Genomic DNA, 26,169 nt, shown 5'->3' with positions numbered 1-26,169 from the left:
GGGTCGGCGCCCGATCGGGAGCCGTGTCGGACGAGAAAGGTCTCCCCATGAAGCTCCGCTCCCTGGCCCTTGCCGCACCCCTCGCGCTCGCCACCCTGGCACTCGGGTCACCGGCCCAGGCGGTCCCAGCCGCCGACGGCCACGACAAGGCCGCGTGCGTCGACCCTGCAGCGGTGGGCGCCCGGGGCGCGCACGGGACGGCCAAGGACCCGCACGAGCTCTCGGACGCCCAGGTCCGCGCCAACGAGGCGGCGCTGACGAAGGCTCTCGCGGCCAAGGGACTGACGCGCGACTCCTCCGGCAAGCTCGCCAAGGCGAGCGGCCAGAACGGCAAGCCCGGCGCGGGCGCTGCGTTCGCGGCGGCCAACGTCAAGGTCTACTGGCACACCATCACGAACGGTTCGCAGGGCGCGGTGAGCGCCAGCAAGATCAGCAGCCAGATCACCGTGCTCAACAACGCCTACTCCGGCACCGGCCTCAGCTTCACGCTCGTCGGCAGCGACTCGACGAGCAACGCCTCCTGGTACACCGTCACCCCGGGCTCCTCGGCCGAGCGCAGCATGAAGACGGCGCTGCGCAAGGGCACGATGGCCGACCTCAACCTCTACTCGGCCAACATCGGTCAGGGCCTGCTCGGCTGGGCGACCTTCCCGAAGAACAGCTACGACGTGATGGATGGCGTCGTGGTGCTCACCGGCTCGCTGCCCGGCGGCAACGCGACGAACTACAACCAGGGCGACACCGCCACCCACGAGGTCGGTCACTGGGCCGGGCTCTACCACACGTTCCAGGGCGGCTGTAACGGCAACGGCGACTACGTCTCCGACACTCCGGCCGAGGCGAGCGCGGCCTACCAGTGCCCGACCGGCCGCGACACCTGCACGAGCCCGGGACTCGACCCGATCAAGAACTTCATGGACTACACGTACGACTCGTGCATGAACACCTTCACGGCCGGCCAGGTCTCGCGCATGCAGGCCCAGTGGACGGCCTACCGCGCCGGCAAGTGAGCGGACTCGCAGGCGGCTGACCTGCGAAAACCTCTCTGCGGCATACGAACTCGGTAGCCATACCAAACCTGTCGGGGCCCCGCCAACTTGGCTGGGCCTCGGCATGTCGTGGAGACCGACCGGATACCGTGGGCGGCCTATGAGTTCAGGGGCTGCCTTCCACCTTCCTCCCGCCTTCCCGGAGCGGGCAGCGTGGGGTACCGCCAGCAAGCTGCGCGCCTGGCAGCAGGAGGCGCTCGACCTCTACCTCGGCAAGGGGCCGCGTGACTTCCTGGCGGTCGCGACGCCGGGTGCCGGCAAGACGACCTACGCGCTCCGGGTGGCCACCGAGCTGCTCGGCGCCGGCATCGTGCAGCGGGTCACCGTCGTCGCGCCCACCGAGCACCTCAAGACGCAGTGGGCCGACGCAGCGGCCCGGGTCGGCATCAGCCTCGACCCGAAGTTCAGCAACAGCATCGGCCGGCACAGCGACGACTACCACGGCGTGGCCGTCACCTACGCGCAGGTGGCCTCGCGCCCCTCGCTGCACCGCGAGCTGACGACGACGCGCCCCACCCTCGTCATCCTCGACGAGGTGCACCACGGTGGCGACGCCAAGAGCTGGGGCGACGGCATCCGCGAGGCGTTCGAGCCTGCCACGCGGCGCCTCAGCCTCACCGGCACGCCGTTCCGCTCCGACACCTCGCCGATCCCGTTCGTCACCTACGAGCTCGACGCCGAAGGCACGCTCGTCAGCTCGAGCGACTACACCTACGGCTACGCAGAAGCGCTGCGCGACGGCGTCGTGCGCCCCGTCCTCTTCATGGCCTACGGCGGCAGCATGCGCTGGCGCACCAAGGCCGGCGACGAGCTCGAGGCGCGTCTCGGCGAGCCGATGACCAAGGACTTCGTCGCGCACGCCTGGCGCACCGCGCTCGACCCGAAGGGCGAGTGGATCCCGGCGGTCCTCGCCGCCGCCGACCGGCGCCTCACCGAGGTGCGTCGACACGTCGAGGACGCCGGTGGCCTCGTCATCGCCTCCAACCAGACCCAGGCGAGGGCGTATGCCGCCATCCTCCGTCAGCTGACCGGCGAGGCTCCCACGGTCGTGCTCTCCGACGACCTCGGCGCGAGCAAGCGCATCGAGGACTTCGGCACGAGCGACGAGCGGTGGATGGTCGCCGTCCGCATGGTGTCCGAGGGCGTCGACGTGCCGCGGCTCGCGGTCGGCGTGTATGCGACGTCGACCTCGACGCCGCTCTTCTTCGCGCAGGCGGTCGGCCGCTTCGTGCGGGCCCGCAAGCGCGGCGAGACGGCCTCGGTGTTCCTGCCGTCGGTGCCGGTCGTGCTCGACCATGCCGCGCGCCTCGAGGAGCAGCGCGACCACGCGCTCGACCGCAAGCCGAACCCCGACGACATCGGCCAGATGTGGGCCGAGGAGCAGTCGCTCCTCGACGAGGCCAACCGCGCCGACAAGGCGAGCGGCGCCCTCGACGAGGGCGCGTTCGAGGCGCTCGAGTCCGACGCCCACTTCGACCACGTGCTCTTCGACAAGCAGCAGTGGGGCATGCACGCGCAGGTCGGATCCGAGGACGAGGAGCAGTACCTCGGCCTGCCCGGGCTGCTCGAGCCCGACCAGGTGTCGGCGCTGCTGCGCGAGCGCCAGAGCCGCCAGGTGAAGAAGGCGCCACAGGGGGCGCAGGGGCCGACGCCGGTCGCCGCGCACCGGGCCCTCGCCGCCCAGCGCAAGGAGCTCAACACGCTCGTCTCGACGTACGCCCGGCAGAAGGGCTTGCCGCACGCCAACGTGCACATGGACCTCCGCCGCGTCTGTGGCGGCCCCGACCTCGCCGCGGCATCCTCCGACCAGGTCGGCGAGCGCATCGACAAGATCCGCCTCTGGCTCGTCGGCCGCCGCTGACCGTTCCCGGAAGTGGGCCCCTTCTGTGCCCATTCGTGTCGGTTCATCCCGCTAGGGTCTGCGGCATGAGCGCCTCCACACCCGACTTCCTCACCTCCCCGACCACCCGGCGCCAGCTGCTCTCACTGGCCGCGGTCGGCGGCGTCGGCCTGGCCACGGTCCGCACCGCCGCGCCCGCGACGGCCGCCACCGGCCCCGGCACCAACGGCGCGACCGTGCGCCTCACCGTGCTCGGCACCACCGACCTCCACGGCAACGTCTTCAACTGGGACTACTTCAACAACCGCGAGTACGACGACAAGACGCACAACGACATCGGCGTCGCAAAGGCCTCCTCGATCATCAAGATGCGGCGGGCCGAGCTCGGCGCCGCCTCGTGCCTCACGCTGGACGCGGGCGACACGATCCAAGGCACGCCGCTCGCGTACTACTACGCGAAGATCGACCCGATCACGGGCGGCTCGACCCACCCGATGGCCGCCGCCATGAACGCGGTCGGCTACGACGCGGCCGCACTCGGCAACCACGAGTTCAACTACGGCATCGACACGCTCCGGGCGTTCGAGAAGCAGCTCGACTTCCCCCTCCTGTCGGCCAACACCGTCGACTGGAAGACCGGCTCGCCCGCCTTCAAGCCGTGGGTCATCAAGACCGTCAAGCTGCCCGACCAGAAGCCGATCAAGGTCGGCATCCTCGGCCTCGTCACTCCGGGCGTTGCGATCTGGGACAAGGCCAACGTCGAGGGGCGCATGAAGTTCCCCGGCATCGTCGAGCAGGCCAAGGTCTTCGTGCCGCGCCTCAAGTCCGCCGGCGCCGACGTCGTCATCGTGTCGTGCCACTCCGGCACCAACGGCAAGTCGTCGTGGGGCGACGCCCTGCCCTACGTCGAGAACGCCAGCCGGCTCATGGCCGAGCAGGTGCCCGGCATCGACGCCGTCCTCGTCGGGCACTCGCACGTCGAGGTCGTCGACAAGGCCACGAACGCCCAGACAGGCAAGCCGGTGCTCCTCGTCGAGCCGCTCTACTGGGGCATGCGCGTGGCCGAGCTGACCATCTCGCTGCAGAAGGTCCGGGGCCAGTGGCAGGTCGTCGACTCCGCCGGGCGGCTCTGGAACGCCAACGCCGTGCCCGAGGACCCGGCCGTCACCCGTGCGGTCCAGGCCGCCCACGACAAGGTGCTCGCCTACGTCAACGGGGTCATCGGCACGTGCACCGAGGCGATGTCCGCGGCCACCTCGCGCTACGAGGACACCCCGGCCATGGACTTCATCAACTACGTCCAGGCCGACGCCGTCAAGAAGGCCCTCGCCGGCACGCCCGAGGGCGCCCTGCCGATGCTGTCGATCGCCGCACCGTTCAACAAGCTGGCGGCGATCCCGAAGGGCGACGTGACGATCCGCGACGTCGCCGGTCTCTACATCTACGACAACACGCTGCTCGGCATCGTGCTGACCGGCGCCCAGGTGAAGGACTACCTCGAGAAGAGCGCGTCGTACTTCCAGACCTACTCGGGCACCGGGCCGGTCTCCGCCGACGCCATCACGGGTGCGGGCGGCACGCCCGACTACAACTACGACATCATGGGCGGCCTCGACGCCGACCTCACCTACGACATCGACATCGCCAAGGCTGTCGGCTCGCGCATCACCGGTTTGGCCTACGGCGGGGCGCCGGTCGCTGCGGACGCACGGTTCGTCGTCGCGATCAACAACTACCGGCAGTCGGGCGGTGGCGGATTCCCGGGCGTCACGACGGCTCCGGTCGTCTACAACCGCCAGATCGAGATCCGCCAGCTGCTCATCGACTGGGCCACGGCCAACAAGGTCATCGACCCGGCCGTGTTCTCCAGCACCGACTGGAAGCTCGTCCGCAACGGCAGCCCGGTGACCGTCACGGGCTGACGGCGCCCGGTGCGCCGACGGCCCGCGGCCGAGGAATGCCTCGACCGCGGGCCGTCGTACGAGCACGTGGGCGTACCCGCCGGGACAGGGGAGCACCGACGGGTACGCAGCTCCATCCTCGCCGATCGACCCCTCCCGCGTCCGTGGTTTCGGCGCGTTTCGGCCGAGAATTCGCGGGTTGGGGAGTTTTTTTTCAGCTGCTCTCGGCGGCAGATGCACCGACGAGGACCCGGTGGCCCCAGGCCGGCAGCGTGAACGGCTGCCCGACGGCCAGCTCCACGGGCTCCCCGGTGAACGCGTCGCGCCACGACCCGGCCTGGGGCCCCTCGCCCAGCGACACCGTCTGCTCGTCGCCCGAGAAGTTGAAGGCCCCGAAGACCCGGTCGTCGTCCACGGCCCGGACGAAGCTGAGCACGGCCGTCTCGGCGGAGTTCGGCACCCGCACCATGCGACCGCCGGCCGCCCCGTTCCACAGGGCCGGGTGCGCCTTCTTCAGGGCGAAGAGCCGACGGTAGAGCTCGCCCTGCTCGTCGTCGCGCCACTCGATCTCGTCCTTGTCGAAGAACACCAGCCGCTTGTCGCTGCCGGCCTCCTGTCCGTTGTAGACGAGTGGCATCCCCTCGCTGACGACCGACAGCACGATGGCGGGCTCGAGGGCGTCGCCGAACTGCTCGTACTCGGTGCCCTCCCACGCGTTCTTGTCGTGGTTGCTGACGAACAGCATGCGGTAGGCGTCGCGCTGGTAGAAGCGGTCGTTCCAGGCGTAGTAGACCTTGAGCGCCTCGACGTCGGCCTTGCCGTGGGCGATCTTGTGGAGCGTGTCGTTCCAGCTCCACGCGTACGTCATGTCGAAGGCGCGGGTGTGCAGGTCGCGGGCCTCCCACTCGGCGAGCATGAAGACCGGCTTGATCGCGTCGAGCTCGCGGCGCACGGTGTCCCAGAAGTCGACAGGCACGAATCCAGCCACGTCGCAACGGAACCCGTCGACGTCGACCTCGCGCACCCAGTACGCCATCGCCTCGGTCATGTAGCGGCGAAGGTCCTCGTTGCCGTAGTCGAGGTCGATGATGTCGTCCCAGTCCCACCACGGCGTGGGGCGGAAGTCGCCCTTCCAGTCCCGGGCGTACCACTCGGGGTGCTCCTCGACGAGCGGGTTGTCCCAGGCCGTGTGGTTGGCCACCCAGTCGAGGATGACGTGCAGACCGAGGTCGTGGGCGGTCGCCACGAAGTGCCGGAGGTCCTCGAGGGTGCCGAACTCGGGGTTGACCGAGAGGTAGTCCTTGACGGCATACGGGCTGCCGAGCACGCCCTTGCGGTTCTGTTCGCCGATGGGGTGCACCGGCATCAGCCAGACGATGTCGATGCCGAGGTCGCGCAGACGTGGCAGGTGCGCCTCCGCTGCGCGGAAGGTGCCCTCGAGGGTGAAGTGCCGCTGGTTGACCTGGTAGATCGTCGCGCTGCGGGTCCACTCGGGGTGGGACAGCTCGATCTCGGCCCTCGGGGCGTACGGGTTGGCGCTCACGGGTTCGGTGGTCACGGCTGTGGGTCTCCTTGGGCGAGGTCGAGCAGGTGCTCGACGAGCGGGACGGTGCGGTGGTCGAGTCGGGTGGCGAGCGAGATCACGGTCGAGGCGCGGGTGACGTGGGCGTCGTCGACGACCCGGTCGATGACGCGCTGGAGGTCGGCGTTGTCGCGCCCGACGATGCGGATGAGCACGTCGCCGGACCCGGTGATGGTGTGGGCCTCGAGCACCTCGGGGATCGCGGCGAGGTGCTCGACGACGGGCGAGTGGCCGCCGCGGCCCTGGCGGATCTCCAGGGTGCAGAACGCCGTCACGGGATAGCCGAGCGCCGCCGGGTCGACGTCGGGGGCCATCGACCGCAGCACTCCGGTGCGCTGGAGGCGATCGATGCGGGCCTGGACGGTGCCGCGGGCCACGCCGAGCCGTCGTGAGGCGCCGAGCACCCCGACGCCGGGCTCGGTGAGCAGGAGCAGCACGATGCGGCAGTCGAGCGCGTCGACCGCGGCACGCGATCCCAGCCCGGCGGTCGAGGTCATGAACAAAGTGTCCAGTACCGGACGGCATACGAGCAACACTTTGCGCACTGTGTCCAGCAGAAATTCGTCCTGTTGCACAGTGGACCAGCGTCGGACACTCTCGCTCCATGACTGACACGATGCCGTCTCAGGCCGCCGACCGCGCCGTCGACCTCACCGCCCAGGAGCGCGAGGCCGACCTCGACCTCGACCAGCTCAAGCAGCTCGTCGGCCTCGTCGAGTACGACGAGAACACCGACGTCTTCCCCGTCACGGGCTGGGACGCGATCGTCTTCGTCGCCGGCAACGCCACCCAGAGCGCCCACTACTACCAGAGCGCGTGGGGCATGGACCTCGTGGCCTACTCCGGCCCCGAGAACGGCAACCGTGACCACAAGGCGTTCGTGCTGCGCAGCGGCTCGATCCGCTTCGTCGTCAAGGGTGCCGTCGACCCCGACAGCCCCCTCGCCGACCACCACCGTCGCCACGGCGACGGCGTCGTCGACATCGCCCTCGAGGTGCCCGACGTCGACAAGTGCGTCGCCCAGGCCGTCAAGGCCGGTGCCACCGTGCTCGAGCAGCCGACCGACCACACCGACGAGCACGGCACCGTGCGCACCGCCGCCATCGCGACCTACGGCGAGACGCGCCACACGCTCGTGCAGCGCACCGTGAACGGCCAGACGTATGCCGGCCCCTACCTCCCCGGCTACGTGCCGACCACGTCCACGCACGTCAAGCGCGATGGACAGCCGAAGCGGCTCTTCCAGGCCCTCGACCACATCGTCGGCAACGTCGAGCTCGGCCACATGGACGAGTGGGTCACCTTCTACAACCGGGTCATGGGCTTCGTGAACATGGCCGAGTTCATCGGCGACGACATCGCCACGGACTACTCCGCCCTGATGAGCAAGGTCGTGGCCAACGGCAACCACCGCGTGAAGTTCCCGCTCAACGAGCCGGCGATCGCGAAGAAGAAGAGCCAGATCGACGAGTACCTCGAGTTCTACCGCGGTGCCGGCGCGCAGCACCTCGCCGTCGCGACGAACGACATCCTCGCCTCGGTCGACGCCCTCCGTGCGAACGGTGTGGAGTTCCTCGACACTCCCGACAGCTACTACGAGGACGCCGAGCTGCGCGAGCGCATCGGCAACGTGCGCGTTCCGATCGAGGAGCTGCAGAGCCGCAAGATCCTCGTCGACCGCGACGAGGACGGCTACCTGCTCCAGATCTTCACCAAGCCGCTCGGCGACCGGCCGACGGTGTTCTTCGAGCTCATCGAGCGGCACGGCTCGCTCGGCTTCGGCAAGGGCAACTTCAAGGCGCTCTTCGAGGCGATCGAGCGCGAGCAGGACAAGCGCGGCAACCTCTGAGCGCTCCCGCAACAGGAGTCCGCCCCCACGTCCGTTGACGGACGTGGGGGCGGATCCTTCTTCCCGGTCCCACGCGAGGGGGGCGACCGCGGTCCCGGTCAGGTCGTGGATCAGCCTCCCGTGGTGAAGGCTGCGGTGCTCGGCGTCAGGATGTTGCCTGCCGTGTCATGGATGCCCGAGGTGAGGCCGAGCGTGTAGCGCGTCCGAGCCGCGAGAGTGGCGTTCGGGTTGAGCGTCGCGCGCCGCGTCGTCGCGTTGTAGGTGACGACGGCCGGGACGGTCGCTCCGCTCGGCGAGCGCAGGACCACCGACGCCGTGCTGACACCGGCGACCGGCTCGGTGAAGCCGACCGTCACGTTGCTGACCCGGCTCACGCCCACCGCTCCCGAGGCAGGGCTGCGGAAGTTGACCACCGGCGCGGGGCCGGTCAGGAACGTCCACGTCGTCGAGACCATCGCCACGCCGAAGTCGGCGCTCTTGACGGCCGTCGTGAGGCTCGCCGCATAGCGCGTGTCGGCGGCGAGGGTGGCGCTCGGGTCGAGGGTGGCCACGTGGGTGGTCGCGTTGTAGGTGACGACGGCCGGGATGACCGCCCCGCTCGGCGAGCGCAGCACGAACGACGTGCCGCTGACTCCGGTCACCGCACTGCTGAGAGTGGCCGTGACGTTGGCCGTCTGGGCGATGCGGCTCTGGCCCGGAAGGGGCGACCGCGTGCTCACGGTGGGGGCGACACCGACGGCGAACGCCAGCGACTTGTCCGGGCCGACGTTGCCGGCCAGGTCGCGGGCGCCGACGGTGAAGGTGTAGCGCCCGTCGGCGAGCGGACCGTAGCTCGTGCCGGTGAGGCAGGGCTGCGCTGCCGAACCCGGCGCGAGCGAGCACGTGAAGGTGGACCCGGCCTCACTCGTGAAGCGCCAGACGACCGTGCGTGCCGTTCCTGCCACGGCGGGCCCGGACGTGATGCTCGTCGCCGGAGCGACCGTGTCGACCGTGATCGGCAGCGAGCCGAGGCCCATCGTCTCGGGGCTCGCCCCCGAGACCTCACCGGCGGTGACCGTGTGGGGACCGTCGGCGAGCGGGATCGCCGGGGTGATCGACCACGTCCCGTTGGCGGCCGGTGCGGTGGTGCCCGCGAGCGCGCCGTCGACGTACAGGTTGATCGTGTCGGCCGTCGGCAGCCCCCGCACACCGCCGAACGTCGGCGTCGTGCTGCTCGTGACGTTGTCGGCGTTGGAGGCTCCGGTGTCGCTCGCCGCAGCCAGGTCAGGCGTGCTCGGGCCCTTGTCGGCCGGTGCGGTGCACGGCGCGCCCGGGCCGCCCACCTGGCCGAACTCGAAGATCGTGGACTCGAGCGGAACGGCCGCGGCAGGGATCCTCCCGAGCCACATGCCGCGGGTCTCGTTGGCCACCGCACGCTGGGCGTCGGTGAGGCCCGCGACCGGGTCGAACTGTCCGAGGTTGGTGAAGGTCGCCGTCCACGTGTTGACCGTCGGTCCGTCGTAGGCCAGCGTGCCCTCGCCGCCCGTGCTGGTGGCCCGGATGGTCCGCTTGCCGTTGATGAGGAAGGACTGCTTGGTGGCGACGATGCGCGCCTCGAGCTGATCGACGGGAATCTGGCCGCCGGTCGCCGAGGTGGCGGTGCCCTTCACGATGACACTCGTGGCGTCGAGCGGGTTCAGGGTCGCCTTCTGGGTGATCGTCACGTCCGCCGTCGTGGTCTGGTCACCCGTGTCAGGTGCCGTGAGCACCTGCACGACGTCGCCCGGGCGGATGTCGGGGGTGACCCCGGCCCAGCAGCCGCCACCGGGGTGGTTGACCTCGACGATGCCGTCGAAACCGACGGTGGTCGGGTCGTCCCGTGGGTCCACGACCGCGGTGCCGACCACGAAGCCGGCCCGCACCACGTTGACCGTCGTGGGTTGACCCTGCGGATAGCCCGCCGCGGAGATGAAGTCACGCTCGGGGAAGACGATGATCGAGTGGGGTGCCACCGGGGGCTCGTTGATGCCGGCGGCGAACGCCGGCCAGGCTGAACCGAGGCCCGCGGCCATCACCACCGATCCGGTCACTGCAGTCAAGAACCTGATCTGGCGCCTTCGCGACATGGCCATCCTCCTGTGTCATCGCCGTGGCGGGTCGAGCCACGGCCACGGCTCGTCCCCCCGACGGCGACGAGCCCACCCGCACGCTCATGGTCGTCAGAGGGCCTTGAGGAAACCTTGTGTTGAGATTGCGTGATATCCACCGATAGGCGTGATTCGCCGGGCAAGGCGGGCAGCACACGAGCCCGGGGGGTCGCTTCCGGGAGACCACACACGCTCGTGGCAGAGTTGGGTCATGAGCCAGCAGCCCTCCGGGTGGTACGACGACCCGAGCCAACCCGACATGCTCCGCTATTGGGACGGCGTGTCGTGGACGAACCACACCGCACCCAAGAAGTCGCCCACCGCGTCGCAGAGCACGATCGGTCTGCCCCAGCAGGCTCGCGGCGACCAGACGTCGGCCGACCGCACGGGGGCTGCCGCGCCCACGCCCACCACGCCGGTGCCCCAGGGCAGCGGATGGCAGAGCCAGTCGCAGACGCCCCAGCAGTACTACCAGCAGGCACCGGCCAACGCGCAGTGGATGTACAACATCCGCACCACGGCCGACGGCATACCGCTCGCGTCCTGGGGCAAGCGAGTCGGGGGCTGGTTCATCGACGGCATCATCATCTCGCTCGTCGGCGGCGCCATCTCGTGGGCGGCGACCCCCCGCATGGGCCAGCTGTTCTCCGAGATGGTGACGGCGGCCGAAGCCAACGACCGGGTGCGCCTCAACGCGATCCAGGGCGAGCTCACCGGCCCCGCCCTGCAGTTCTCCTTCATCCTCTGGCTGCTCACCACGGCCTACTGCCTCATCTTCTGGACCACCACGGCGCAGACCCCCGGCAAGATGGCCGTCGGCATCAGCGTGCGCCGCGCCGCAGAGCCCGGGCCGCTGCCCCTCGGCACCGCGGTGCTGCGCCGGCTCGTTCCGCTGGCCGGGCAGTTCGTCCCGTTCCTGTCGCTGCTCGACGGGCTCTGGCCGCTGTGGGACGACAAGCGACAGGCCCTGCACGACAAGGTGGCCGGCACCCAGGTGGTCGAGGGCAAGCAGCCGCGCAAGCAGGGCTGACACCCGCACGGCCTGCATGGCCCACACGCCCCGCCCGTGTGCCGGGTGGGGCATAAGTGGGTTGCGCCGTTGTCGGTGGTGCGCGGCACAATCGTGGGTGCGCGGTCTCTACCGCTGCCACGGCGTCGTCGCCGTTCCAGAACTCTGAAGACCATCGGAGCCCACCAGTGCCTGCACCAAGCTCACCACCGGCCGCACCGGCCTATCCCGACACGATCGACGCGGCCGTCCTCAAGGTCGCCGGGGTCGTCGTCCTCGGCGCGATCATGTCGATCCTCGACATCACCGTCGTCAACATCGCCCTGCCGACCTTCCAGACGGCCTTCGACCCGGCCAACCCGCTGCCGTACTCCACGGTCGCGTGGACGGTGACGGCCTACACCCTTGCGCTCGCAACGGTCATCCCGCTCACCGGCTGGGCCGCCGATCGGTTCGGCACCAAGCGCCTCTACATCCTCGCCGTCATCCTCTTCACCGCCGGGTCCGCGCTCTGCGCCACGGCCGGCTCCATCGAGATGCTGATCGGCTTCCGGGTCATCCAGGGCCTCGGCGGCGGCATGCTGATGCCGCTCGGCATGACCATCATGACGAGGGCGGCGGGTCCCGCGCGCATGGGCAGGCTCATGGCCATCCTCGGCGTGCCGATGCTGCTCGGCCCGATCTTCGGCCCGATCCTCGGTGGCTGGCTCATCGAGGTCGCGAGCTGGCACTGGATCTTCCTCATCAACGTCCCGATCGGCCTCATCGCGGTCGCCTACGCGCTCTGGGCGCTGCCGTCCGACGCGCCCGAGCCGTCCGAGTCGTTCGACGTCATCGGCATGCTCCTCATGTCGCCGGGTCTCGCTCTCTTCCTCTACGGCGTCAGCTCGATCCCGGGAGAGGGCACGGTCGCCTCCTCCAAGGTGCTCATCCCGTTCTGCATCGGGCTCGCGATGCTCGTGACCTTCGTCTTCTACAGCTTCCGGCCGAAGCACCCGCTCCTCGACCTGCGCCTCTTCCACAACCGCAGGCTCACGGTGGCGACGATCACGATGTTCCTCTTCGCGGCGGCGTTCTTCGGTGGCCTGCTCCTCGTCCCGACCTACTTCCAGGAGGTGCGCGGCGAGAACACGCTCCACGCGGCCTACCTGATGGTCCCGCAGGGCATCGGCGCCATGATCACCATGCCGATCGCGGGCGCCCTGGCCGACCGCATCCCGGTCGGGCGCATCGTGCCGTTCGGTCTGCTGCTCATCACCGGCGGCATGTTCGCCCTGACCCAGGTCGGTCCCGACACGTCGTACTGGGGCTACATGATCCCGGGGCTCTTCGTCATGGGCCTGGGCATGGGCGGCACGATGATGCCGATCATGACGTCCGCGCTCAAGACGCTGACCGCGCACCAGGTGGCTCGCGGCTCGACCCTGCTCAACATCACGCAGCAGATCGCGAGCTCCGTCGGCGTCGCGGTCATCTCGGTCGTCTTCACCAGCAACCTCAAGGCCCAGCCGCTCGCCGGCCCGGCCATCGCCGCGCAGAAGGACCCGGCCATCGCCGAGAAGCTCGGCCCTGCCGGGGTTCAGGAGGGCCTCGCCCAGGCGGCCGACGCGTTCGGGCAGACGTTCCTCGTCGCGGCCATCCTCGTGGCAACCACCCTGATCGCCGCGTGGTTCCTGCCGCGCCGGCACGAGGAGTCGCACCTGCTCGACCACGAGACCCAGGCCGCGCCGGTCGTCCTGCACTGACAGCAGCCGACCACCACCTCGAGTGCCCACTTCCCGACATCGGGACGTGGGCACTCGACCGTCGAGTGCTCAGTTCCCGGCGTGGGTCGAGTGCGCAGTTCCCGACATGGTTGAGTGCTCAGTTCCCGGCGTGTGTCGAGTGCTCAGCTCCCGACGGGACGCGTGAGTCAGCAGGCGGGGAGGATCGTCCCCGTCACCTCGCCGATCCCGATGCGAGCCCCGTCGGGGCCCGGTGCCCAGGCCGTCATCGTGACCGTGTCGCCGTCCTCGAGGAAGCCTCGGGTCGAGCCGTCGTCGAGGACGAGCGGGTCGGTGGCGTTCCACGTCAGCTCGAGCAGGCTGCCACGCGTCTCGCGGGTCGGCCCGCTGATCGTGCCGGAGCCGAAGAGGTCACCGTCGCGGAGCGAGGCACCGTTGACGGTCATGTGCGCGAGCATCTGTGCCGGCGACCAGTACATCGCCGAGTGCTCGGGGCGCGAGACGACCGTGCCGTTGAGGCTGACCTCGACGTGGACGTCGAGGCCGAAGGCGTCGCCCCGGAGGTAGGGCAGCACCTGCGGATCTGCCTGTCCCGGAAGGGGAATCCGCGCGGAGGCGAGCGCCTCGAGCGGCGTGACCCAGGCCGAGATCGACGTCGCGAACGACTTGCCGAGGAACGGTCCGAGGGGGACGTACTCCCACGCCTGGATGTCGCGGGCGCTCCAGTCGTTGAGGACCACCACGCCGAAGAGGTGGTCTGGGGCCTCGTCGACCGACACCCGCGAACCGAGCTCGGTGGACCCGCCCACCAGGTAGCCCAGCTCGGCCTCGATGTCGAGCCGGATGCTCGGGCCGAAGACGGGTGCCGGGTCGGCCGGGCCCTTGCGCTGGCCGGTCGGTCGCACGACCTCGGTGCCCGAGACGACGACCGTGCCCGCGCGACCGTGGTAGCCGATGGGGAGGTGCTTCCAGTTGGGCGGGAGGGCGGCGTTGTCGGGCCGGAAGATCTGCCCGACGTTGCTCGCGTGGTCCTCGCTCGCGTAGAAGTCGACGTAGTCGGCGACCTCGACGGGCAGATGCAGGGTCACGTCGTCGATGGCGTGGAGGTGCGGTGAGACGCCGGCGCGGTGCTCGTCGTCGGTGAGGATCTCGGTGAGCCAGCTTCGGGCCACCGACCAGGCGGGGCGCCCGAGGGCGAGGAGCGCGTTGAGGCTCGGCGTCAGCCACGCCGTCGCCAGGTCGGGGCCGTCGCCGACGAGCCCGGCGTCTCGGCCGATCGCGGCCACCGCGCCGGCGTCGAGGACCAGGTCGCCGATACGGACCCCGACCCGCCGCGTCGGGTCGGCAGAGGTGCTGAAGACACCGTAGGGAAGCGTGTGGATGCCGAACGGGTGGTCGGCAGGGACGTCTAGCCAGGTGGTCGGCTGGGCGGGCAGTGTCACGCCTGGGTCTCCTTGGTGGGGATGAGTCCGAGAGCTTCGAGCTCGGTCAGGGGGTCGAGCACGCCGCAGCAGCCGTATGCCGTGAAGCTCTCGCGGATCCGTTCCGCGTCGTCGGTGCCCAGACTGGCGACCGCCGTCACGAGCACCTCGGTGTCGTGGCGGGCGAGCTCGCCGGACAGCTCGCGGGCCTCGCCCCCGGCCAGCGCCTCGTGGGTGGCTAGCACGACGTTGAGCAGGCCGTGCATGGGTTTGCCCTCGTACGTGCCGCGGACGGCGTGGTGGAGTCCGCCCGTGAGCTTGAAGGGCAGGCCCCGTAGCACCACGGCGTCGAGGAAGCCGGCGAGCGTCGTCTCGTCTGGCCACGGCCATGCGGGGGTGGCGCCGGTGCGGAACTTGGCGGTGACGTCGTGCTCGTGGTCGACGGCGTGAGCGATGTCGTCGAGGCCCGACTCCTGGTCTGAACCCAGGCCGACCTCGACCACCAGGGGGATGGCGAGGTCGAGGGCGCGGCGCCAACCGGTGGGCCCGTCGGTCCAGCCGAGCTCGGCGGCGGTCACGAGGACCCGGGGGTCGTCGCGCAGCAGGTCGACCGCGTCGAGGAGTGGTTCGAGGGGTGAGCCCGGACGAACGACGAGCGCCACCTCGAGCGGCTGCGCGCCGGCGCGGTCGTCCCTCGCGGCGAGGCCGGCGAGCTCGGCAGCCGCGGTGGCCGGCACGAGCAGCGGGCCGATGTGGACGGCATACGGCCCCTCGCGAAGGTCGAGGTGCTCGCGCACGGCTGCGTCGAGGGGGGCCAGGCCCGGTGGGAACACGGCGGCGTCGTCGACGAGGCGGTCGAAGAGGGGCGCGAACGGCGTCCTTGACATGACCGGGAGCGTACTCCACTGTTGCAATAGCGATACACTTGCGTCCGCTTATCGGACGCTGTCGATCGAGAGGCTCGCACCCGTGGCGCACTATCAGGCTGTCGGCAACATCCCACCCAAGCGACACACCCAGCACCGCCGTCCCGGCAAGGGGCGCACGCCCGGCGAGCTCTACTACGAGGAGCTGATGGGCGAGGAGGGGTTCAGCTCCGACAGCTCGTTGCTCTACCACCGCAACATCCCGTCGACCACGGTCGGCGCGGCGGTCTGGGAGCTGCCAGACCAGTCGACAACGCCCAACCACCCCCTCGTGCCCCGCCACCTCAAGCTGCACGACCTGTTCGACGCGAAGGCGGCCCTCGCCACCGATGTCGTCACCGGTCGGCGTCTGGTGCTCGGCAACGGCGACGTACGCATCTCGTATGCCGTTGCCGCACAAGCGAGCCCGTGGTATCGCAACGGCATCGGTGACGAGTGCGTCTACGTCGAGCGGGGCAAGGCCCGGGTCGAGACCGTCTTCGGCGCGTTCGAGGTGGGGGAGGGCGACTACGTCATCATCCCGCGGGCCACGACGCACCGGTGGATCCCGAAGCGCTCGACCAAGGACCCGCTCCGCGTGTACTGCATCGAGGCCAACAGCCACATCGCGCCGCCCAAGCGCTACCTCAGCAAGTACGGCCAGCTGCTCGAGCACGCCCCCTACTGCGAGCGCGACCTGCGCCAGCCCGAGGGGCCGCTGCTCGCCGAGGACATCGGCGGGCAGCCGGACGAGCAGACCGAGGTGTACATCAAGCACCGCGGCAACGGGCCGGGCGGAGTCGTCGGCACGGTCCACACGCTCCCGTTCCACCCGCTCGACGTCGTCGGCTGGGACGGCTGCCTCTACCCGTACGTCTTCAACGTGCGTGACTTCGAGCCGATCACCGGCCGCATCCACCAGCCGCCGCCCGTCCACCAGGTCTTCGAGGGCTGGAACTTCGTCATCTGCAACTTCGTGCCGCGCAAGGTCGACTACCACCCGCTCGCGATCCCGGTGCCCTACTACCACTCGAACGTCGACAGCGACGAGATCATGTTCTACGTCGACGGCGACTACGAGGCGCGCAAGGGATCCGGCATCGGCAAGGGGTCGATCTCGGTGCACCCGGGCGGCCACCCCCACGGTCCCCAGCCGGGTGCCACCGAGGGGTCGCTCGGCGTCGAGCGCTTCGACGAGCTCGCCGTCATGGTCGACACCTTCAGGCCCCTCGAGCTGGGCGAGGCCGGGCGCGCCGTCGACGACGGCCTGTATGCCGCGTCGTGGTCCAAGGGGCTGGGCGGCAACCGCGGCCCCGGCGGCGCCCACTCCGAGGGCTGAGCCAGGTGCCCGAGCCCAGTCCCGAGCCGGTGAGAGAGCCGGTGAGAGGGTCGGTGAGAGGGTCGGCGAGAGCCGAGTCGTCGCAGACGCTCGACCGCGGCATCCGGGTGCTCGAGGCGCTGGCCGGCGAGAGCGGCCCCACCGGGCTCACCGTCACCGAGCTCGCGGCCGCGCTGGGTGTCGGCCGCCCGGTCGTCTACCGCCTCGTCACCACGCTGGAGGAGCACCGCCTCGTCTCGCGGGCAGCCGACGGCCGCGTGCGGCTGGGCCTCGGCGTGAGCCGGCTCGCCTCGGCCGTCACGCCGATCGTGCGTGCCGAGGCTCGTCCGGTGCTGCGTGAGCTCGCCGACGCGGTCGGCGCCACCGCACACCTCACCATTGCCGAGGGCGACGAGGCCCTCGCGCTCGTCGTCGTCGAACCGTCGTGGACCGACTTCCACGTGGCCTACCGGTCAGGCGCGCGGCACCGTCTCGACCAGGGAGCGGCCGGACGAGCCATCCTGGCCGGTCGCGCCGGGCAGTCGGGGCCGGTCTCGACGGACGGAGAGCTGCAGGCCGGCGCGCACGGGCTCGCGGTCCCTCTCGGCGTCGGTGCAGGGCTGCCCGGGGGCGTCGAGGCCTCGGTCGGGGTCGTCTCGCTCGAGCCCGTCGACGCCCGGACCGTCGGCCCACGCCTGCTGCGGGCGGCCAAGGAGCTGCGCGGCATCCTGCGCTGAGTCCTCACGCCCGGTCGAGGTGCCGTCTCGTGACCGAGTGCGACGGCATACCTCGAACGGCGGGAGACGGCGGGGAGTCGAGGTGCCGCCTCGCGCGCCAGCGCGACGGCATACCTCGGGCCGAGACAGCAGGCGGTCAGGCGACGGTCGGCGACCCGAGCAGCCGCACCCCCACCTCGCGCAGCTGGGCCAGGGCTGCATCGGTGGTCGGGCGGGCAACGCCTGCGGTGAGGTCCAGCAGCACCGTGGTGTGCAGACCCTCGCGCTGCGCGTCGAGCGCCGTGGCCCGCACACAGTGGTCGGTCGCGATGCCGACGACGTCGACCTGCCCGACTCCTCGCTGCTTGAGCCAGTCGGCCAGCGGGACGTGCTCGTCGTCGTCGGACCGACCCTCGAATCCGCTGTAGGCGGCGGCGTGCTCGCCCTTGCGGAACACCGCCTCGACGTGGCCCAGGGCCCCGGCCAGGCGCGGGTGGAACTCGGCGCCCTCGCTGCCGGCGACGCAGTGGACGGGCCAGGTGTCGACGTAGTCGGGATTCTGCGAGAAGTGCCCGCCCGGGTCGATGTGCCAGTCGGCGGTCGCCACGACGTGGTCGTAGTCGGCCGCATGGCGGCTCACGTGCTCACTGACCTGCCGCGCCACGTCGGCGCCGCCCTCGACGGCGAGTGAACCGCCCTCGCAGAAGTCGTTCTGCACGTCGACGATGACGAGCGCCCGCCTGGCACCAGCGGACCCTTCAGAGGGGTGGATGCTGCTCGATCCGACCACGGCTCAGTCCTCCTCGTAGATCGTGGGAATCACGGGCTCGCCGCGGGAGAGCTGGGCAGCCGCGCGGGGGAGCTCGGCGCGGGAGGCCTCGTGCCGTGCCCGGGCCTCGTGGATGTCCTGGTGGTCGACGACCTCACCGGCGCGGACCAGCTCGATCATCAGGGGGCGGTCGTTGCCGTCGTCGCGCGGTCTCTCGCCGATGCCGATGACCTCGGCCTGTGCGACCCCGTTGTCACCGAGGCGGCGCATCGCCCACTTGCGGCCGCCGACCGACGTCTTGTCCTTGCTCTTCTTGGCCACGCCCTGCATCTGGCCGGAGGCGTCCTCGCGCTGGACGAGCTTGTAGACCATCGACGCGGTCGGGGCGCCGGAACCGGTGACGAGCGCGGTCCCGACCCCGTAGCCGCTCACCGGCCCGGCGGCCAGGCCGGCGATGGCGTACTCGTCGAGGTCGGACGTCACGATGATGCGGGTGTCGGTGTTGCCTGCCGCGTCGAGCTGGGCGCGGACCTCGGTCGCCTGGATCAGCAGATCGCCCGAGTCGAGGCGCACCGCCCCGAGCTCGGGTCCCGCGATGTCCATGGCGAGGGCGACGGCCGTCTTGACGTCGTAGGTGTCGACGAGCAGGGTCGTCCCCTTGCCGAGCGAGTCGACCTGCGCGGTGAACGCCTCCTTCTCGGAGTCGTAGAGCAGCGTGAAGGCATGGGCCGCGGTGCCGGTCGTGGGCACGCCGTAGCGGCGCCCCGCCTCGAGGTTGCTGGTCGCGTCGAACCCCGCCACGTATGCCGCCCGGGCAGCGGCCACCGCCGCCTCCTCGTGCGTGCGCCTCGACCCCATCTCGATGCAGGGGCGACCCCCGGCTGCTGTCGTCATCCGTGAGGCCGCCGAGGCGATCGCGGTGTCGTGGTTGAGGATCGACAGCACGAGCGTCTCGAGGATGACGCCCTCGGCGAAGCTGGACTCGACGACGAGCACGGGCGACTGCGGGAAGTAGCACTCGCCCTCGGCGTAGCCGCTGACCTCACCCGAGAACCGGTAGGACGCGAGCCAGTCGATCGTGGGTCGGTCGACGACCTGGTGGTCTGAAAGGAAGCGCAGCTCGTCGTCGCCGAAGCGGAACTGCTCGAGTGCCTCGAGCACGCGGCCGGTGCCGGCGATGACGCCGTAGCGGCGCCCGTCGGGCAGCCGCCTCGCGAAGGCCTCGAAGACGCAGCGCCGGTGCGCCTCGCCGGAGGCGAGTGCCGCCTGGAGCATGGTCAGTTCGTAGTGGTCGGTCAACAGCGCCGTGCTCGCGGCGCGAGGGCTCGTCGGGCTCACCTTCCTCACCCTAGGGGCGCGCATGCCCTCGCGGCCCGAGGAGTCCCGGCCGCCGCTCCGGGGGTCGGGCTGCCCGTCCGGGGACCTAGGGTGGCCCTGTGACCGCAGCGACCCTCTCCCTCGCCCCTGTCGAGCAGGAGGTGACCTCGACCGAGCACGTCGTGTCTCCGGACCTGCCCTGGGTGACGATCGTCTGGAACGACCCGGTCAACCTCATGACCTACGTGACCTGGGTCTTCGAGACCTACTTCGGCTACGCACGGCCGAAGGCCGAGAAGCTGATGATGGACGTGCACGTGAAGGGTAAGGCGGTCGTCTCCAACGGGCCGCGGGAGTCCATGGAGCGCGACGCGGAGGCCCTGCAGGGCTACGGCCTCTGGGCGACGTTCGAGAAGGACGAGTGATGGCACGCGCCTTCCTGCGTGAGGCCGACGAGTACGTCGCGCTCCTCGACACGACCGAGCGCACGGTCCTCTACGGGCTGATGCAGCAGACCCGCATCCTGCTGTCCCCGGAGATCGAGCCGACCGGTGACACCTTCGACGACCTCGTGGCCACGATGGGCCTCTCGCTGAGCGCGGCCGACCAGGCCCACCCGCTTGACGGCGGCGAGGGCGTCGGCGCGGGCGAGTCTGTGGCGCAACCGGACTCGTCGACCCTTGCCGACCGTGACCCGGCCCTCGACCGACTTCTTCCCACCGCCCACCGGGGCGACGACCAGGTCGCCGCCGAGTTCCGCCGACTCACCGAGGAGGGCCTGCGACAGCGCAAGAGCGGCAACCTCGACGTCGCCCTCGACCGGCTCACCGAGGCGTCGGGTGACCGGGTGGTGCTGGGCGAGCAGCAGGCACCGTCCTTCCTCATGGCCCTGACCGACGTCCGCCTGCTCCTCGGCGAGCGCATGGGCATGCGCACCGAGGAGGACGCGGAGGCGCTGCACGCCGCGATGGAGGTGATCGACGACGACGACCCGCTCGGCTACGCCATGGCCTGGTACGACTTCCTCACCTGGCTCCAGGAGACGCTGACCCACGCGCTGATGGGCACCGACCTCAGCCTCGGCGAGACGGCATACGACGAGGACGACCTCGACGACGTCGACGACCTCACCGAGGACTCCGACGATGACCTCGACGATGACCTCGACGGCGGGCCCCGCGGCGCGGTGTGACACACGCGACGCGCCGGTCGCGAGCCCGCGTCGGCGTCGGCACCTAGGCTCGACCCGTGGACGTCACGATCGTCGGATGCTCGGGATCCTTCGCCGGGCCACGCTCGGCCGCGTCGTCCTACCTCGTGCAGGCCGAGCACGAGGGCCGCACCTGGAGCATCGTGCTCGATCTCGGCAACGGCGCATTGGGCGCCCTCCAGACCCACATCGAGCCGTATGCCGTCGACGCCGTCCTGATCAGCCACCTGCACGTCGACCACTGCATCGACATGTGTGGGCTCTACGTCATGATGCGCTACGTCCCGGGAGGCCCCGGACGTTCGGCGATGCCGGTGTGGGGCCCGCCCGGCACGGGGGTCCACCTCGCCCGCGCCTACGGCGGTGGCGACAGCGAGGACGTCTTCGGAACGTTCGACTTCCACGACCTGCGTGACCGCGAGACCGTGACGGTCGGACCGTTCACCATCACCCCGGTGCGGGTCAACCACCCCGTCGAGGCCTTCGGCTTCCGGGTCGAGGCCGACGGTCGCACGCTCGCCTACACCGGCGACACCGACACGTGCGACGAGCTCTCCGACCTCATGGCGGGTGCCGACCTCGTCCTGGCCGACTCGGCCTTCGTCGACGGTCGCGACACGGTGCCCGACATCCACCTGTCCGGCAGACGCGCCGCCGAGGCCGCGGTCCGGGCCGGGGGAGTGGGGCGCCTCATGCTGACCCACATCCCCGCGTGGAACGACCCCGAGGTGTGCCGCGAGCAGGCCGCTGCGATCTGGCCGGGCAAGGTCGAGCTCGCCGAGCCCGGCGTCAGCTACTCGCTCTGACGGCTCCCGCCACGCACTGGACGCAGGGGTGACGGTGGCGGTCGCCCGGGTATGGGACGTCTCGTGCGTCGCCCGGGCCAGGCGCCCGTTCACGCAGCGACGACCCGGACGACCCGGACGACCGAACCAGGGAGGCACCGTGCAACAGCGAACCATCGGAGCGAGGAAGGTCAGCGCGATCGGGCTCGGCGGCATGCCGATGTCCATCGAGGGGCGGCCCGACGAGGACCGCTCGATCCGCACGATCCACGCCGCGCTCGACGCCGGTGTCACCCTCATCGACACGGCGGACGCGTACCACCGCGACGCCCACGAGGTCGGGCACAACGAGTCGCTCATCGCCAAGGCCATTGCGTCCTGGTCGGGCAGCGCCTCCGACGTCCTCGTCGCGACCAAGGGCGGTCACCTGCGGCCGGGTGACGGGTCGTGGACGCTGAACGGCCGCCCCGACCATCTCAAGGAGGCGGCGCGAGCCTCGCTCGCACGGCTCGGTGGCGACGCCATCGGGCTCTACCAGTTCCACCGGCCCGACCCCGACGTGCCGTACGCCGAGTCCGTCGGCGCGCTCGCGGAGCTGCTCGACGAGGGTGTCATCGAGATGGCCGGCATCTCGAACGCCGACCCGACGCAGATCCGCGAGGCGCAGGAGGTTCTCGGGGGACGTCTCGTGTCGGTGCAGAACCAGTTCTCCCCGGCCTTCCGCAGCAGCGCTCCAGAGCTCGACCTGTGCGCTGAGCTCGGCATCGCGTTCCTCCCGTGGAGCCCCCTCGGCGGCATCAGCCGGGCCGGCGACCTCGGCAGCCGGCACGACGCGTTCGCTGAGGTGGCGCGCGCCCACGACGTGAGCCCCCAGCAGGTGGCCCTCGCGTGGGAGCTCGCGCTCGCGCCGACCGTGGTGCCGATCCCGGGCGCCTCCCGCCCCGAGAGCATTGAGGACTCGGTGCAGGCCGTCGACCTCGAGCTGTCGGCCGACGAGGTCGAGCGCCTGTCGGCAGAAGCGGCCGGCTGACCGACGCCTGTCCACGCGGCACCCGCGATGAGGGGCTCGGCCCCGAGCATGGCTAGCCTCGTCGTCATGACCAACCGACATGACGGACGTGCCCCCGACCAGACGCGCGAGGTGCGGATCACGCGCAACTGGCTCGACCATGCAGAGGGCAGCGTCCTCGTCGAGTTCGGCCGCACCCGGGTGCTGTGCGCGGCATCCTTCACCGAGGGCGTGCCCCGGTGGCTCAAGGGCAAGGGCACCGGATGGGTCACGGCCGAGTACGCGATGCTGCCGCGGGCCACGAACACCCGCTCCGACCGCGAGAGCGTCAAGGGCCGCATCGGCGGGCGCACCCACGAGATCAGCCGGCTGATCGGGCGCAGCCTGCGCGCCGTCATCGACACGAAGGCCCTCGGCGAGAACACCATCGTCCTGGACTGCGACGTGCTGCAGGCCGACGGCGGCACACGCACGGCCGCCATCACCGGCGCGTTCGTCGCGCTCGCCGACGCCATCGAGGACGCCCGCGCCAAGGGCCTCATCGGCAAGAAGGCCGAGCCGCTCACCGGCTCCGTCGCCGCCATCTCGGTGGGGGTCGTCGGCGGCCGCGCCGTCCTCGACCTCGACTACCCCGAGGACTCCACGGCCGAGACCGACATGAACGTCGTCATGACCGGCGACGGGCGCTTCATCGAGGTGCAGGGCACGGCCGAGGGTGAGCCCTTCGACCGCGACCTGCTCGGCGAGCTGCTCGACCTGGCGACGAAGGGCTGCGCCGACCTCACCGCACAGCAGCAACAGGCTCTCGCCACGCCCGCAGCCGGCGAGGCCGACGGGGGGTCGGTCGCGTGACGAAGGTCGTCCTCGCCACCCGCAACGCCCACAAGGTCGAGGAGCTGCGCGAGATCCTCGGCGACGTGAGCGCCGAGCTCGGGCTCGAGATCGTCGGCCTGGACGAGTTCCCCGACGCGCCGGACGTCGTCGAGGACGGCGTCACCTTCGAGCAGAACGCGATCCTCAAGGCGGCCTCCGCGGCCCACGCCACCGGCATGCCGGCGCTGGCCGACGACTCCGGCCTGGCTGTCGACGTGCTCGGCGGGTCGCCGGGGATCTTCAGCGCACGGTGGTCCGGCGGGGGCGGCGACCGCGCCAACCTCGAGCTGCTCCTCGCCCAGCTGGGTGACGTGCGCGACGAGCACCGGGCGGCGGCGTTCGTGTGCGCCGCGGCGCTCGTTCTGCCCGACGGACGGTCGGCGGCCGAGCTCGGGCGCTTCCCCGGCACGGTCGCACGCGAGCCCCGTGGCACAAATGGTTTCGGTTACGACCCGATTTTCGTGCCATCTGACCAACCCAACGGCAACGAACGCACACTGGCGGAGTACGACGCCGACGAGAAGAACCACGTGTCGCACCGGTCGCTCGCCTTCCGAGCGCTCGTGCCACACCTGAAGGAGCACCTGAGGTCATGACCGCAACCAGCCCGGCCACCCGTCCCGAGACCGCTCAGGAGCCGGTGGCTCGCCCACTGTGGTGGGGAGCCGTCGACGGGGTGGTGGCCGGGCTGGTCACGGTCGGCCTCGCCACCCTGGCGGCCGCGGCCCTGGTCGCCGTCGGTCAGTCGTCCGGGCAACCCGCCCCGGTCGCCGCGGTCAGCGGTGCGTTCATCGACCGGACACCCCCGTGGCTCAAGGACTTCGCGGTCTCCACGTTCGGCACGAACGACAAGCGTGCCCTGCTCGTCAGCACCGTGGTGGTGCTCGCGCTCGTCTGTGCCGCGATCGGCGCGGTCGCGACGCGACGCATGGTGCCCGCGCTCGTCGCCTTCGCCCTCGTCGGGGTCGTCGGAGCGGCAGCCGTGATGACGCGCCCGGGCGCCGGACCTCTCGACGTCCTGCCGACCGTGCTCGGCACCGTCGCCGGGCTGTGGTTCCTCAGCCGCACGCCGGTCGCGCGAGATGCGGCCGGGCGCTCGGGCGCGGCCAACCCCGGCAGACGCTGGCTGCTCGGTGGTGCGGTCGGCGCCGTGACGGCATACCTCGGCAGCTATGTCGGGGGCGGCTCGTCGGCGGCCACGGTCTCGCGGGACGCGCTCAAGAGCGTGCCGCTGAAGGGCACGAAGCTCGCCATCCCCGCCGGGGCCGATCTGGGCGTCCCGGGCCTCACGCCCTACATCGTCCCCAACACCGACTTCTACCGCATCGACACCGCCATCGTCGTGCCCCACATCGATGCGAACGACTGGAAGCTCAAGGTCACGGGCATGGTCGACCGTGAGGTCGAGATCGACTGGAAGACGTTGCAGGGCAAGCAGATGCAGGAGGCGCTCGTGACTCTCACCTGCGTCTCGAACGAGGTCGGGGGCGACCTCATCGGCAACGCGGTCTGGACCGGGTGGCCGGTGCGCGAGCTGCTGGCGCTCGCGGGGCCCAAGGCCGGCGCGGACATGGTGCTCCAGACGAGCATCGACGGGTTCACGGCGTCGACGCCGCTCGCCGCGCTCACCGACGACCGCAATGCGCTGCTCGCGATCCGCATGAACGGCGAGCCGCTGCCCTTCGAGCACGGCTTCCCCGTACGCGTCGTCGTCCCCGGCCTCTACGGCTACGTGTCGGCGACGAAGTGGGTGACGGAGCTCAAGGTGACCACGTACCAGCAGGACGTGGCCTACTGGTCGACACGGGGCTGGTCGGCGACGGGCCCGATCAAGACCGCCTCCCGCATCGACGTCCCGCGGGCGGGTGCGACCGTCAAGGGAGGCACCGTCGCGGTGGCCGGCGTCGCGTGGCACCAGCACACGGGCATCTCGAAGGTCGAGGTGCAGGTCGACCAGCAGCCGTGGGCCGAGGCGCGACTCGCGGTCGACGCGAGCATCGACACCTGGCGGCAGTGGGTCTACGAGTGGCAGGCGACACCCGGAAGCCACGACCTGCGCGTGCGGGCGTACGACGACAAGGGCGAGGTGCAGTCGCCGCTCGAGGCCCCGCCGGCGCCCGACGGCGCCACCGGCATCCACGTGGTCAACGTCAGGGTGGAGTGATCGGCTCCGCCGTCTCCGCCGCGCCGCCGACGATCGCCTCCGCTTCGATCTCCACCAGCAGGTCGGGCTCGATGAGGGCCACGACCTGGACCAGGGTCGACGCCGGCCGCACGTCGGCGAACACCTCGCCATGCGCCCGGCCGACGGCCTCCCAGTCGCGCATGTCGGTGACGTAGAGGCGGGTGCGCACGACGTCGGCGGGTGAGGCCCCGCACTCGGCCAGGGCCGCGACGAGGATCTCGAGAGCCACCTGCGCCTGGCGGTAGGCGTCGCCCGGCGCCACCACGCGCCCGTCACGCACCGCTGTCGTGCCGGCGACGTGCACGCTGTCGCCGACCCGCACGGCGCGCGAGTAGCCGACGACGCCCTCCCACGGGCTGCCCGTGCCGATGTTGCGTCTCATGCCTGCAGGCTAGCCACCGGCCCGTCGGGGACAGGGCGTCCGGGACAGCTCCCGGGACAACTACAGTGGGCGGCGCAGCAGCGAGCGGACGTGGTGGAACTGGTAGACACGCAGGATTTAGGTTCCTGTGCCTCAGGTGTGCGGGTTCGAGTCCCGCCGTCCGCACCGAGACGAGGTCGATCCGTCGGCCTCGGGAGCC

At 70.8% G+C, this 26,169-nt stretch carries 23 protein-coding genes and 1 tRNA gene; 16 read left to right on the top strand and 8 right to left on the bottom strand.

The window, feature by feature from the left end; translation table 11 throughout:
* The first annotated feature begins 47 nt into the window (after nucleotides 1–47).
* From AC1DE0_RS15715 to AC1DE0_RS15705, 3 genes are all read left to right on the top strand, one after another.
* Nucleotides 48–1,010: a zinc metalloprotease gene (locus tag AC1DE0_RS15715; RefSeq protein ID WP_478102193.1), complete on the top strand. Its 963-nt coding sequence runs from the start codon at nucleotides 48–50 to the stop codon at nucleotides 1,008–1,010.
* Between the two features lie 139 nt (nucleotides 1,011–1,149).
* Entirely contained in the window at nucleotides 1,150–2,910 is a 1,761-nt protein-coding gene (locus tag AC1DE0_RS15710; RefSeq protein WP_478102190.1) for a DEAD/DEAH box helicase, read from the top strand.
* A 65-nt stretch (nucleotides 2,911–2,975) separates the two neighbouring features.
* The gene (locus AC1DE0_RS15705; RefSeq protein ID WP_478102188.1) at nucleotides 2,976–4,811 is read left to right on the top strand and encodes a bifunctional metallophosphatase/5'-nucleotidase; all 1,836 of its coding nucleotides are present in this window, start codon (nucleotides 2,976–2,978) and stop codon (nucleotides 4,809–4,811) included.
* 193 nt (nucleotides 4,812–5,004) lie between these two features.
* On the opposite strand, the gene AC1DE0_RS15700 is transcribed toward AC1DE0_RS15705, so the two are convergent.
* Both AC1DE0_RS15700 and AC1DE0_RS15695 read right to left on the bottom strand, forming a co-directional pair.
* Nucleotides 5,005–6,348 (bottom strand): alpha-amylase family glycosyl hydrolase, encoded by a 1,344-nt coding sequence (locus tag AC1DE0_RS15700; RefSeq protein WP_478102186.1) that lies wholly within the window; start codon nucleotides 6,346–6,348, stop codon nucleotides 5,005–5,007.
* Nucleotides 6,345–6,869 carry an Lrp/AsnC family transcriptional regulator gene (locus AC1DE0_RS15695; RefSeq protein ID WP_478102183.1) on the bottom strand — a complete coding sequence of 175 codons (525 nt, stop codon included), beginning with the start codon at nucleotides 6,867–6,869 and terminating at the stop codon, nucleotides 6,345–6,347. The genes AC1DE0_RS15700 and AC1DE0_RS15695 overlap by 4 nt, the downstream gene beginning before the upstream one ends.
* A 107-nt stretch (nucleotides 6,870–6,976) precedes the next feature.
* Between AC1DE0_RS15695 and hppD the strand changes: the two genes are divergently transcribed.
* Nucleotides 6,977–8,221, top strand: a complete 1,245-nt coding sequence (gene hppD, locus AC1DE0_RS15690; RefSeq protein ID WP_478102181.1) for a 4-hydroxyphenylpyruvate dioxygenase — start codon at nucleotides 6,977–6,979, stop codon at nucleotides 8,219–8,221.
* Between the two features lie 110 nt (nucleotides 8,222–8,331).
* On the opposite strand, the gene AC1DE0_RS15685 is transcribed toward hppD, so the two are convergent.
* Nucleotides 8,332–10,290: an Ig-like domain-containing protein gene (locus AC1DE0_RS15685; RefSeq protein ID WP_478102562.1), complete on the bottom strand. Its 1,959-nt coding sequence runs from the start codon at nucleotides 10,288–10,290 to the stop codon at nucleotides 8,332–8,334.
* Between the two features lie 268 nt (nucleotides 10,291–10,558).
* Here AC1DE0_RS15685 and AC1DE0_RS15680 point away from each other — a divergent pair, with 268 nt between their 5' ends.
* The gene (locus AC1DE0_RS15680; protein WP_478102178.1) at nucleotides 10,559–11,377 is read left to right on the top strand and encodes an RDD family protein; all 819 of its coding nucleotides are present in this window, start codon (nucleotides 10,559–10,561) and stop codon (nucleotides 11,375–11,377) included.
* Nucleotides 11,378–11,544: 167 nt separating this feature from the next.
* Nucleotides 11,545–13,101, top strand: coding sequence for a DHA2 family efflux MFS transporter permease subunit (locus AC1DE0_RS15675; protein ID WP_478102176.1), 1,557 nt, complete (start codon nucleotides 11,545–11,547; stop codon nucleotides 13,099–13,101).
* Between the two features lie 167 nt (nucleotides 13,102–13,268).
* Here the strand turns inward: AC1DE0_RS15675 and fahA are convergent, their stop codons facing one another.
* Nucleotides 13,269–14,522 (bottom strand): fumarylacetoacetase, encoded by a 1,254-nt coding sequence (fahA, locus tag AC1DE0_RS15670; RefSeq protein WP_478102174.1) that lies wholly within the window; start codon nucleotides 14,520–14,522, stop codon nucleotides 13,269–13,271.
* The gene (locus tag AC1DE0_RS15665; RefSeq protein WP_478102172.1) at nucleotides 14,519–15,388 is read right to left on the bottom strand and encodes a hypothetical protein; all 870 of its coding nucleotides are present in this window, start codon (nucleotides 15,386–15,388) and stop codon (nucleotides 14,519–14,521) included. The genes fahA and AC1DE0_RS15665 overlap by 4 nt, the downstream gene beginning before the upstream one ends.
* Nucleotides 15,389–15,470: 82 nt before the next feature.
* Here AC1DE0_RS15665 and AC1DE0_RS15660 point away from each other — a divergent pair, with 82 nt between their 5' ends.
* Together AC1DE0_RS15660 and AC1DE0_RS15655 are read left to right on the top strand one after the other, a co-directional pair.
* A complete protein-coding gene (locus AC1DE0_RS15660) occupies nucleotides 15,471–16,745 on the top strand; it encodes a homogentisate 1,2-dioxygenase domain-containing protein (protein ID WP_478102170.1) in 1,275 nt (424 codons plus the stop codon).
* Nucleotides 16,746–16,798: 53 nt separating this feature from the next.
* Nucleotides 16,799–17,461, top strand: coding sequence for an IclR family transcriptional regulator (locus AC1DE0_RS15655; protein ID WP_478102168.1), 663 nt, complete (start codon nucleotides 16,799–16,801; stop codon nucleotides 17,459–17,461).
* A 136-nt stretch (nucleotides 17,462–17,597) separates the two neighbouring features.
* Here AC1DE0_RS15655 and AC1DE0_RS15650 read toward each other — a convergent pair whose 3' ends face one another.
* Together AC1DE0_RS15650 and AC1DE0_RS15645 are read right to left on the bottom strand one after the other, a co-directional pair.
* Nucleotides 17,598–18,230, bottom strand: coding sequence for an isochorismatase family protein (locus tag AC1DE0_RS15650; RefSeq protein ID WP_478102166.1), 633 nt, complete (start codon nucleotides 18,228–18,230; stop codon nucleotides 17,598–17,600).
* Between the two features lie 3 nt (nucleotides 18,231–18,233).
* Complete coding sequence (locus AC1DE0_RS15645) at nucleotides 18,234–19,571, bottom strand: nicotinate phosphoribosyltransferase (protein ID WP_478102164.1); 1,338 nt, start codon at nucleotides 19,569–19,571, stop codon at nucleotides 18,234–18,236.
* Nucleotides 19,572–19,645: 74 nt separating this feature from the next.
* On the opposite strand from AC1DE0_RS15645, the gene clpS reads away from it, so the two are divergent.
* The 7 genes from clpS (at nucleotide 19,646) to AC1DE0_RS15610 (ending at nucleotide 25,567) form a co-directional block, all read left to right on the top strand.
* On the top strand, nucleotides 19,646–19,951 hold the full coding sequence (gene clpS, locus AC1DE0_RS15640) for an ATP-dependent Clp protease adapter ClpS (protein ID WP_442293568.1): 306 nt from the start codon (nucleotides 19,646–19,648) through the stop codon (nucleotides 19,949–19,951).
* On the top strand, nucleotides 19,951–20,718 hold the full coding sequence (locus AC1DE0_RS15635) for a DUF2017 domain-containing protein (protein WP_478102162.1): 768 nt from the start codon (nucleotides 19,951–19,953) through the stop codon (nucleotides 20,716–20,718). Before clpS ends, AC1DE0_RS15635 begins: the two co-directional genes overlap by 1 nt.
* A gap of 56 nt (nucleotides 20,719–20,774) precedes the next feature.
* Nucleotides 20,775–21,542 (top strand): MBL fold metallo-hydrolase, encoded by a 768-nt coding sequence (locus AC1DE0_RS15630; RefSeq protein WP_478102160.1) that lies wholly within the window; start codon nucleotides 20,775–20,777, stop codon nucleotides 21,540–21,542.
* 139 nt (nucleotides 21,543–21,681) lie between these two features.
* A complete protein-coding gene (locus AC1DE0_RS15625; RefSeq protein WP_478102158.1) occupies nucleotides 21,682–22,551 on the top strand; it encodes an aldo/keto reductase in 870 nt (289 codons plus the stop codon).
* A 66-nt stretch (nucleotides 22,552–22,617) separates the two neighbouring features.
* Nucleotides 22,618–23,382, top strand: coding sequence for a ribonuclease PH (gene rph, locus AC1DE0_RS15620; RefSeq protein ID WP_478102155.1), 765 nt, complete (start codon nucleotides 22,618–22,620; stop codon nucleotides 23,380–23,382).
* Nucleotides 23,379–23,999, top strand: coding sequence for an RdgB/HAM1 family non-canonical purine NTP pyrophosphatase (gene rdgB / locus AC1DE0_RS15615; protein ID WP_478102153.1), 621 nt, complete (start codon nucleotides 23,379–23,381; stop codon nucleotides 23,997–23,999). The genes rph and rdgB overlap by 4 nt, the downstream gene beginning before the upstream one ends.
* Entirely contained in the window at nucleotides 23,996–25,567 is a 1,572-nt protein-coding gene (locus AC1DE0_RS15610) for a molybdopterin-dependent oxidoreductase (RefSeq protein ID WP_478102151.1), read from the top strand. Before rdgB ends, AC1DE0_RS15610 begins: the two co-directional genes overlap by 4 nt.
* Here the strand turns inward: AC1DE0_RS15610 and AC1DE0_RS15605 are convergent.
* Nucleotides 25,554–25,970: a RidA family protein gene (locus tag AC1DE0_RS15605; protein ID WP_478102149.1), complete on the bottom strand. Its 417-nt coding sequence runs from the start codon at nucleotides 25,968–25,970 to the stop codon at nucleotides 25,554–25,556. The genes AC1DE0_RS15610 and AC1DE0_RS15605 overlap by 14 nt on opposite strands.
* An 84-nt stretch (nucleotides 25,971–26,054) precedes the next feature.
* On the opposite strand from AC1DE0_RS15605, the gene AC1DE0_RS15600 reads away from it, so the two are divergent.
* Nucleotides 26,055–26,135, top strand: a tRNA-Leu gene (locus AC1DE0_RS15600).
* Nucleotides 26,136–26,169: the final 34 nt, after the last annotated feature.

The organism is Terrabacter sp. 05T424 (assembly GCF_056396225.1).
The sequence above is the reverse complement of the archived record's forward strand: the minus strand, read 5'-3'. Positions and strand labels throughout refer to the sequence as shown.